The sequence below is a fragment of the Streptomyces cucumeris genome (genome assembly GCF_024295805.1).
GTDB classification, from domain to species: domain Bacteria; phylum Actinomycetota; class Actinomycetes; order Streptomycetales; family Streptomycetaceae; genus Streptomyces; species Streptomyces cucumeris.
Genome location: NZ_JANCLX010000020.1, coordinates 160,239 through 168,951 on the forward strand (window position 1 = coordinate 160,239; position 8,713 = coordinate 168,951).

Here is an 8,713-nt window from a genome sequence, read left to right on the forward strand (position 1 = left end):
CCGGCGCGCTCAGCGGAGCCCCCGCACCCGCACCGGATGGTCCACCGCGGCCCCGTCCTCCCGCTCCACCCGCACCTCACCCGCGCGCAGCCGGGTGGTGAACCGCACCACCTCGGTCCGCTCCCAGCCGTCGCCCCGGTCCTCGACCAGCACCCCGCCACCGCCCTTGCGCCCCGCGACCGGAGCCCACACCTCCAGCTCCAGCCCGCCGTCCGCCCCGGTCACCGGCACCACCGACCCCGCCCGCGCCAGCACCGGGATCCGCGACAGCGGGGCGTCCAGCACCACCTGCCCCGGCCCCTCGTACGGCACCCCGGTCACCGTGTCGTACCAGCGGCCGCGCGGCAGCCGGACCGTACGCCGCTCGGCCCCCTCCTCCAGCACCGGTGCCACCAGCAGCGCGTCCCCCAGCAGGAAGGCGTCTTCGCAGTCGCGCAGCGCCCGGTCCTTGGGGCTGCGCCACCACACCGGCCGCACATAGGGCGCGCCGGTGCGCGCCGCGAGCTGGGCGAGGGTGATGAAGTACGGCTGCAGCCGCTGCCGTTCACGCAGTGCCGCCGCCGCGGACTCCAGCACCCGCGGTCCGAACTCCCACGGCTCCCGCCGCCCCGCCGTCAGGGCCGAGTGGGTGCGGAACAGCGGCAGATACGCCCCCAGCTGGAACCAGCGCAGATACAGCTCCGGCGACGGGGAGCCGGTGAACCCGCCGATGTCCGGCCCCGAGTACGGCACGCCCGACAGACCGAGCCCCAGCACCAGCGCCAGTGAGGCCCGCAGCCCCGGCCAGCCGGTGGCCACGTCCCCGGACCAGCTCCCGCCGTACCGCTGCAGCCCGGCCCAGCCCGCACGCGAGAAGAGGAACGGCCGCTCCTGCGGGCGCAGTTCGCGCAGCCCCTCGTACCCCGCGCGCGCCATCGCCAGTCCGTAGACGTTGTGCGCCTCACGGTGGTCACCACCGCGGCCCTCCAACGCGTGGCGGGCCGAACGCGGCAGTGTCGTCCCGCCGAAGGCGCCGAACGCCGCCGGTTCGTTCATGTCGTGCCACACCCCGGAGAACCCCTGGGCCAGCCGTTCCGCGTAGAGCGCGCCCCACCACTTGCGCGCCCGGGGATCGGTGAAGTCCGGGAACACCGACTCACCCGGCCACACTTCACCGCGCACCTCCAGGCCCCGGGCGTCGCGCACGAACACATCGGCCGCAGAACCGCTGTCGTACACCGCGTCACCCGGCTCCGCTTTGACCGCGGGGTCCACGATCGACACCAGCCGGACGCCCTCGGTGCGCAGCTCGGCGGCGAGGGCGGGCAGATCGGGGAAGCGCCCGCTGTCCACCGTGAACACCCGGTGCCCGGCGAAGTGGTCGATGTCCAGGTGCAGTGCGGACAGCGGCAGCCCGCGCTCCCGGTAGCCCGCCACCACCCGGCGCACCTCCTCCGCGTCGCCGAAGCCCCAGCGGGCGTGGTGGTGGCCGAGGGCCCACGCGGGTGGGACGGCCGGCGAGCCGGTCAGCGCCGCCCAGCCGTGCAGCACCCGCGCCGGAGTGCCCACGATCACCCAGTAGCGCAGCGGACCGCCCTCCATCCGCAGCCGGCAGCGGCCGGGCCGGTCATGGCCGGACCCCTCGCCCTCCTCACCCTCCCGCAAGGTGACGGCACCGTCCCAGGAGTTGTCATGGAACACCAGGTGCGTCCCCGCATCCGCGACCACCAGCTGGATCGGCACCGTGAGGGAGAGCGGATCGTCACCCGGCCGGAAGGCGCCCCCCGGATCGGTGTTCCACAGCCGGTACCGGCCGTCCCGCAGCCGCGGCCCCGACGACCGTCCGCCGAGCCCGAAGAACCGCGCGTCCGCCGCCACCTCCGACCGCTGCTGCCAGCGGGCGCCCTCGCCCGCCGGCCACCGCGGACAGCCTTCCGGGCCGTGCCCCGCCGCCTCCGGCATCCGCCCCTCGCCCTCCGGCCCGGGCGCCGCGGCGGCCGGTTCCCACCAGCGCGGCGGCAGATCACGGCGGAGCGGTACCCCGCCCGGGGTCCGCACCTCCACCGCGCCCGTCCGCGAGACCACCACCGTGACCCGTTCGGACACCACCCGCCAGCCGCCGACCGTGTCCGGCTCCAGCACCGCCCGCTCGTCCACCTCCGGACAGCCGTGGGCCAGCGCGTACGAGGGCTCCGGCTCCGCCCCGTCCCAGCCGCAGAACACCGCGCCGCCCGCCGTCACCCGCACCCGCAGCGACGACCGCGCGAACCGCACCACCCCGCCGCCCGGCTCCGGATCCGCGCCGATCACCGGACCCGGTACCCGGGCCAGCTCCGGCCCCCGGCGCGGCAGGCCCACCGCGTCCGAACGCCGCCGCTGCCACGCCGCCCGCAGCGACCGCAGCCCCCGCGCCGTACCGACCGCCTTCACCGACCGCACCAGCTTCCCCGACCGCACCCGGTCACGCGCATCCATACTGCTCACCCTGCCATTGACGGAGCCGGTGGCCACCACAGTTCAACTGCCGTTCACCCGTGGTCCGGCCACACCCCCCGGCCGCCGGATATGGAGTGGCGCCCCTGGTGCGGGGGTCGATCACATGGCATCGTCCTGCACGGAGACCGACGAAGCCGACCCAGACCACACAGAGCGCACACACCGCATCCACGAACCAGATCAGACCAGACGACGCCGACGCGGATCGACGCGGACGACATGGGCGGCGTGGCCCATGCCGACAGCCCGGGAGCCGACACATATGAACACCCCAGCCCACTCCGACCCTCTGCCGCGGCCCCTGTGGCAGCCCGGAGCGGACCGGATCACCCGGTCCCAGCTGACCCGCTTCCACACCTGGGCCGCCGAGCGGCACGGCGCGCCCGCGGCCACCCCGGACGACCCGGCCGCGAGCTACGCCGCGCTGCACCGCTGGTCCGTGGCGGAGCTGGAGACCTTCTGGGCGGCCGTCGCCGAGTGGTTCGAGGTCCGGTTCAGCACCCCGTACGAGTCGGTGCTCGCGGACTCCGCCATGCCCGGGGCCCGCTGGTTCCCCGGCGCCACCCTCAACTACGCCGAGCACGCGCTGCGCGCGGGGGAGGACCCGGCCCGCGCCGAGGCCCCCGCCCTCCTCCACGTCGACGAGACGCAGGAGGTCACCCCGATGACCTGGGCCGAGCTGCGCGGCCAGGTCGGCGCGGTCGCCGCCGAGCTGCGCCGCCTGGGCGTACGCCCCGGTGACCGGGTCAGCGGCTATGTCTCCAACATCCCGCAGGCCACCGTGGCGCTCCTGGCCACCGCCGCCGTCGGCGCCGTGTGGACCTCCTGCGCCCCGGACTTCGGCGCGCGCAGCGTCCTGGACCGCTTCCAGCAGGTCGAGCCGGTGGTCCTGTTCACCGTCGACGGCTACCGCTACGGCGGCAAGACGCACGACCGCGCCGAGACCGTCGCCGAGCTGCGCCGCGAGCTGCCCACCCTGCGCGCGGTCGTGCACATCCCGCTGCTGGGCACCCCGGCCCCGGAGGGCGCGCTCGACTGGGACACGGTGGTCGCCGAGCCGGCCGAGCCGGACTTCGAGCAACTGCCCTTCGACCATCCGCTGTGGGTGCTCTACTCCTCGGGCACCACCGGACTGCCCAAGGCGATCGTGCAGTCCCAGGGCGGCATCCTGCTGGAGCACCTCAAGCAGCTCGGTCTGCACTGCGACCTCGGACCCGCCGACCGCTTCTTCTGGTTCACCTCCACCGGCTGGATGATGTGGAACTTCCTGGTGTCCGGTCTGCTGGTGGGCACCACCGTGGTCCTCTACGACGGCAGTCCCGGCTTCCCGGACACCGCCGCCCAGTGGCGGGTGGCCGAGCGCACCGGCACCACCCTCTACGGCACTTCCGCCGCCTATGTGATGGCCTGCCGCAAGGCCGGGGTCCACCCGGGCCGCGACTTCGACCTCTCCCGGGTGCAGTGCGTGGCCACCACCGGATCCCCGCTGCCGCCCGACGGTTTCCGCTGGATCCACGACGAGGTGGCGGAGGACATGTGGATCGCCTCGGTCAGCGGCGGCACCGATGTGTGCAGCTGTTTCGCCGGGGCCGTGCCCACCCTCCCGGTCCACATCGGCGAACTCCAGGCGCCAGGTCTCGGCACCGACCTCCAGGCGTGGGACGCACAGGGCAAACCGGTGGTCGACGAGGTCGGCGAGCTGATCGTCACCCAGCCCATGCCGTCCATGCCGGTGCGCTTCTGGAACGACCCCGACGGCAGCCGCTACCGCGACAGCTACTTCGAGATGTTCCCCGGAGTCTGGCGCCACGGTGACTGGATCACGCTCACCGACCGCGGCACCGTCGTCATCCACGGCCGTTCGGACTCCACGCTCAACCGGCAGGGCGTCCGGATGGGTTCGGCCGACATCTACGAGGCGGTCGAGCGGCTGCCCGAGATCCGTGAGTCGCTGGTGATCGGCGTCGAACAGCCCGACGGCGGCTACTGGATGCCGCTCTTCGTCCACCTCGCGCCGGGGGCGTCGCTGGACGACGGGCTGCGCGACCGCGTCAAGCGGACGATCCGCGAGAACCTCTCGCCGCGCCATGTGCCCGACGAGATCATCGAGGTGCCGGGGGTGCCGCACACCCTCACCGGCAAGCGCATCGAGGTCCCGGTCAAACGACTCCTCCAGGGCACCTCGATGGACACGGCGGTGAACCCGGGCTCAGTGGACAACGTGGAACTGCTGCGCTTCTACGAGCGGCTGGCCCAGGAGAGGAAGGCGCAGTCCGGCTGACCGCCGGGCAGGGGTGACGTACGGCGGCCTTATCCGCCGTACGTCGCCTGCGACTCGCCCAGCACCGCCGCCAGGCCGGCCGCCAGCGGCTCCGCCTCACCGGGAGCGAGCGCGGCCGTCGTGATCCGCACCCCCGGCGCGGACGCCAGCCGGAACCGCGCCCCGGCCGCCACCCACCAGCCGTGCGTCCGCAGTCCGTTGACCACCGCCGCCTCGTCCCGCACCGGCACCCACACATTCATCCCGCTCGCGCCGTGCGCGGAGATCCCCCGCGCCGACAACGCGGTGAGCAGCGACGCCCGCCGCTCGGCATAGGCGGTACGCGCCGCCTCGACCAGCGCCTGTGTCCCCGGATCGGTCATCAGCCGGGTCACCGTCTCCTGGAGCACATGGCTGACCCAGCCCGACGTCAGCAGCAGCCGTCCGTCGTGGCGGGCCAGTGTCGTCCGGTCGCAGGCGAGCGCCCCCCACCGCAGATCCGTGCCCAGGTGCTTGGAGACCGTACGCACCTGGGCCCACCGGGCCGGCCCCCCGGTCGTCAGACTGTGCAGCGGCACCCCGGCGATGTCCGCGGCGTGGTCGTCCTCGATGACCAGGACGTCGGGTGCGTCCTCCAGTACCTCCAGCAGCGCCGCGCGCCGCCCCTCGGAGAACCAGCCGCCGTACGGATTCTGCGAGCGCGGGCTGTACACCACGGCGCGCACCCCGGCCCGGAGCGCCGCCCGGAGCGCATCGGGGCGGATCCCCTCGTCGTCCACCGCGACCGGTACGGAGCGCAGTCCGAGCGCCGGGACAAGGTCCAGCAGATGGTGGTAGCCGGGGTCCTCCATGGCCACCGCGTCACCGGGCTTGAGCTCGACCGACAGCAGCCGTGCGATGCAGTCCAGCGCGCCCTGCGCGAAGGTGATGTGCCCGCTCGGCACTCCGTCGCGCTCGAACCAGGCGCGGGTGAGCTCCTCCAGACCGGCCAGCCGGGGCCGGGCCCGGTGCGAGCGGAGACCGGGGGAGAGCCGGGCGGACGGCAGCTCGGCGGGCAGGAAGGCCGGATCGGGATGACCGCCCGCCAGATCGCGCACCCCCTCGGGCACCGGCGGCGGACGGCGCGAGGCGACCGCGGGAGCCTCGGCGATCACGGTGCCGCCCCGTCCGTGCGTCATCACGATCCCGCGGCGGCGCAGCTCCTTGTAGGTCGTGGCGACCGTGCCGGGGCTCACGCCCAGCCGCTCGGCCAGGCGGCGCACCGGGGGCAGCGCGGCGCCCGGGGCCAACGCCCCGTCCACGACTCCCTGTTCGATCGACGAGGCAATCCCCTTGGCCGTGGTGCCAGTGATCTCATATTGTATCGCCACAGAAATTATTCTGTATCAATACAAAAACCATGTCAACTCGTGTTCAGGGGGAACCAGGTGAGCAGGCCATGGAGGCGCACCGCACACGGCGAGCGCGTTCCGCTCGGCAAGCGCATCCCCGGCGGCCAGGACGGCCGCCGGATGCTCGTCGTCAGCTTCGTCGACCGGGTCGGCTCCGGACTGTGGGGGGCCACCGCCGCCCTCTACTTCACCTACGCCGCCGGACTCGGCACCGCCGAGATCGGCCTGCTGCTCGGCGTGTCCGGCGCCGTCGGCATCGCGGGCCCGCCCCTCGGCGGCGCACTCGCCGACCGCGTTCCGCTGCGCCCCCTTCTGATCGTCGTCCAACTGGTGCGCGCCGTGGCCTCACTGGCCCTGCTCACCACCACCGATCTGAGGCTGCTGCTCGCCATCGCCTCGCTGGGCAGCCTCGGCGACCGTGCCTCCTCCGTCCTCACCAAGCTCTACGCGACCCGTGTCGCGGGCCCCGACCGCGCCCGCTACCAGGCCATCAACCGCACCGCCGCCAACACCGGCTGGGCCGTCGGCGGACTGATCGCGGCCGCCGCGCTGACCAGCGGCTCCCTCACCGTCTACCGCTGGCTCCTGATCGGCGACGCCCTCTCCTTCGTCGCCTCCGCCCTGATCACCCTGGGCTGCGCCGAACCGCCCTCGGCCACCCGCGTCGTGGCCACCTCCTGCCCCCGCGCCGCAAAGCCGGACGAAGGGCCCCGGGAGACCGCGCCCCGCACCCCTCCTCCCAGCCCCTGGCGCGACCGCGGCTATCTGACCTTCACCGCCACCGAGGCCGTGCTCTTCCTCGATGACTCCGTCTTCAAGATCGGCCTGCCGCTGTGGGCCGCGACCGCCACCGACGCGCCGCACCAACTGGTGCCCCTGCTGCTCGTCCTCAACAACGTCCTCGTGGTGCTCTTCCAGGTACCCATGGCCCGGTTCGGCGCCACCCCGCACACCGCGCGCGCCACCCTCCGGCCGCTGGCGGGCGCCTTCCTCCTCGGCGGCGCCGCGCTGGCCGCCTCCACCACCGGAGCGACCTGGCTCGCGGTCGCCGCGCTGGTCCTGGCCGCCACCGCCTTCACCGTCGCGGAGATGCTGCACGCCACGATCTCCTGGGAACTGTCCGTCGCCCTCGCCCCGCCCCGCGCCCAGGGCGCCTACCTCGGCGTGCACGGCCTGGCCCAGGCCGTACAGCGCAGCATCGGACCCCTCGCGGTGACCGCGGCCATCGCCGCCGGGCCCCTCGGCTGGCTCGGCTTCGGCGCCGGGCTGGCCGCCATGTGCGGCGCCCAGCGGCACCTGGTCCGGGACCGCGGCGACGGGGCGTTGTCAGTGGCCCCGGTTACGGTGAGTGAGCATTGACCAACGGGCGCTGAGGGGGAGTCATGGCGCACACCAGGCACGGCGGCAGGAAGCGGAGCGGACGCGGCAGGCCGCGGACCGGTCCCGGCACAGGACGGGGGAGGACGGGGCGGCTCACCGCGCGGCGCGCCCTGCGCAGAGAAGTGCCCAGCACCGTGGCGCTGCTGGCGGACGAGCGGGACTTCACGGCCATGCGGCGCTATGCGTCGTTCACCTTCGACGACCACGCCCGCTATCTGCGGGAGATGGAAGGGCTGCTGCGGGCGCTCGCCGCCCGGGGCGTCCACACGGCGATCGCCCTCTTCGACCCGGACGGTTACGAGGAGTTCTGCGCGGAGGCGCGCATCGACCCCGACAGCCCCGCCAGTCGCACCCGCTACACGGCTGAGACCGCCGCCGCGGGCGGCACCCTCACCTATGACGGACAGCCGATCGACCGTCTGGTGCCGAGGCTGATCGGAGCGGCCGAGGAGCGGGCCACCCTGGAGTACGCCTCGGCCCTGCTCTCCCGCGCAGGCGCCCGCGACGACCTCGTCCACGCGGCGTCCGAGCGCGCCGCCGCGGCGCTGCGGGCCGTGCTCGGAGCGGCCGGACCGGGCACCCACCATCTGGTGTGCAGCGTCCCGGCGGGCGGCACCTCACTGGTCGCGGTGGTGCACGCCGAGACACGGGGAGAGCATCCGGCGCGGGCCGCCGAGCCCGGCGCCCAGCTCTTCCGCACCGTGCTGGCCTGCGGTATCGCCACCCGGAGCCCGGGCGGCATCGTGCTGCGCACCTCGGCTCCCGGGCAGCGGGACCGGGTCCGCGGCTGGGCCCTGCACGACGGCTGGCTCCGGCCCCTGAGCGAAGCGGAGGTGTTCACCGCCTACTGCACGGACGCGGAGACCGGCGAGCCCATCCCGCCGGAGCACGGCGTCGAGTACCGGGCGGGCATCCCGCTCACCCGCCCCGAGGACCTCCGGCCCGCCGGGGACTGAGCACGGCACAGGGCCCGTTCCCCCGCGGTGATCGCGGTGGAACGGGCCCTGGGAAACACCCTGCCTCGGGAGCCTTTCGGCTCACTCGCCGGAGAGCACCGCCTGTGCTGCCCGGCGTGCGTCTTCGGCGGTGTCGGCTGCTCGTGCTGCTGCGGCGGCTCGTTCGCATTGGGCGAGGGTGTGTTTGGCGAGGGTGGTGCGGACGTAGGGGATGGCGGTGGCGGTCATGGAGAGGCTGGTTGCGCCGAGGC

General features: G+C 74.2%; 5 protein-coding genes and 1 pseudogene. 3 read left to right on the forward strand and 3 right to left on the reverse strand.

Annotated features, from left to right (window positions below; translation table 11 throughout):
* Positions 1 to 9: 9 nt before the first annotated feature.
* The gene (locus NMK44_RS26755) at positions 10 to 2,454 is read right to left on the reverse strand and encodes a glycoside hydrolase family 31 protein (RefSeq protein WP_254747544.1); all 2,445 of its coding nucleotides are present in this window, start codon (positions 2,452 to 2,454) and stop codon (positions 10 to 12) included.
* Between the two features lie 283 nt (positions 2,455 to 2,737).
* On the opposite strand from NMK44_RS26755, the gene NMK44_RS26760 reads away from it, so the two are divergent.
* Positions 2,738 to 4,756 (forward strand): acetoacetate--CoA ligase, encoded by a 2,019-nt coding sequence (locus tag NMK44_RS26760; protein ID WP_254747546.1) that lies wholly within the window; start codon positions 2,738 to 2,740, stop codon positions 4,754 to 4,756.
* A gap of 29 nt (positions 4,757 to 4,785) precedes the next feature.
* On the opposite strand, the gene NMK44_RS26765 is transcribed toward NMK44_RS26760, so the two are convergent.
* On the reverse strand, positions 4,786 to 6,105 hold the full coding sequence (locus tag NMK44_RS26765) for an aminotransferase class I/II-fold pyridoxal phosphate-dependent enzyme (RefSeq protein ID WP_254747548.1): 1,320 nt from the start codon (positions 6,103 to 6,105) through the stop codon (positions 4,786 to 4,788).
* A gap of 57 nt (positions 6,106 to 6,162) precedes the next feature.
* Between NMK44_RS26765 and NMK44_RS26770 the strand changes: the two genes are divergently transcribed.
* The gene (locus tag NMK44_RS26770) at positions 6,163 to 7,485 is read left to right on the forward strand and encodes an MFS transporter (RefSeq protein WP_308358569.1); all 1,323 of its coding nucleotides are present in this window, start codon (positions 6,163 to 6,165) and stop codon (positions 7,483 to 7,485) included.
* 23 nt (positions 7,486 to 7,508) lie between these two features.
* Positions 7,509 to 8,462: a DUF8829 domain-containing protein gene (locus NMK44_RS26775; RefSeq protein WP_254747550.1), complete on the forward strand. Its 954-nt coding sequence runs from the start codon at positions 7,509 to 7,511 to the stop codon at positions 8,460 to 8,462.
* A gap of 81 nt (positions 8,463 to 8,543) precedes the next feature.
* Here the strand turns inward: NMK44_RS26775 and NMK44_RS26780 are convergent.
* Positions 8,544 to 8,713: pseudogene (locus NMK44_RS26780) on the reverse strand (putative PEP-binding protein); the annotation flags it as partial.

Excerpts from the sequence above, each read along its gene's own strand:
- NMK44_RS26755 (WP_254747544.1), bottom strand. The coding sequence starts at position 2,454 with ATGGATGCGCGTGACCGGGTGCGGTCGGGGAAGCTGGTGCGGTCGGTG.
- NMK44_RS26760 (WP_254747546.1), top strand. The coding sequence starts at position 2,738 with ATGAACACCCCAGCCCACTCCGACCCTCTGCCGCGGCCCCTGTGGCAG.
- NMK44_RS26775 (WP_254747550.1), top strand. The coding sequence starts at position 7,509 with ATGGCGCACACCAGGCACGGCGGCAGGAAGCGGAGCGGACGCGGCAGG.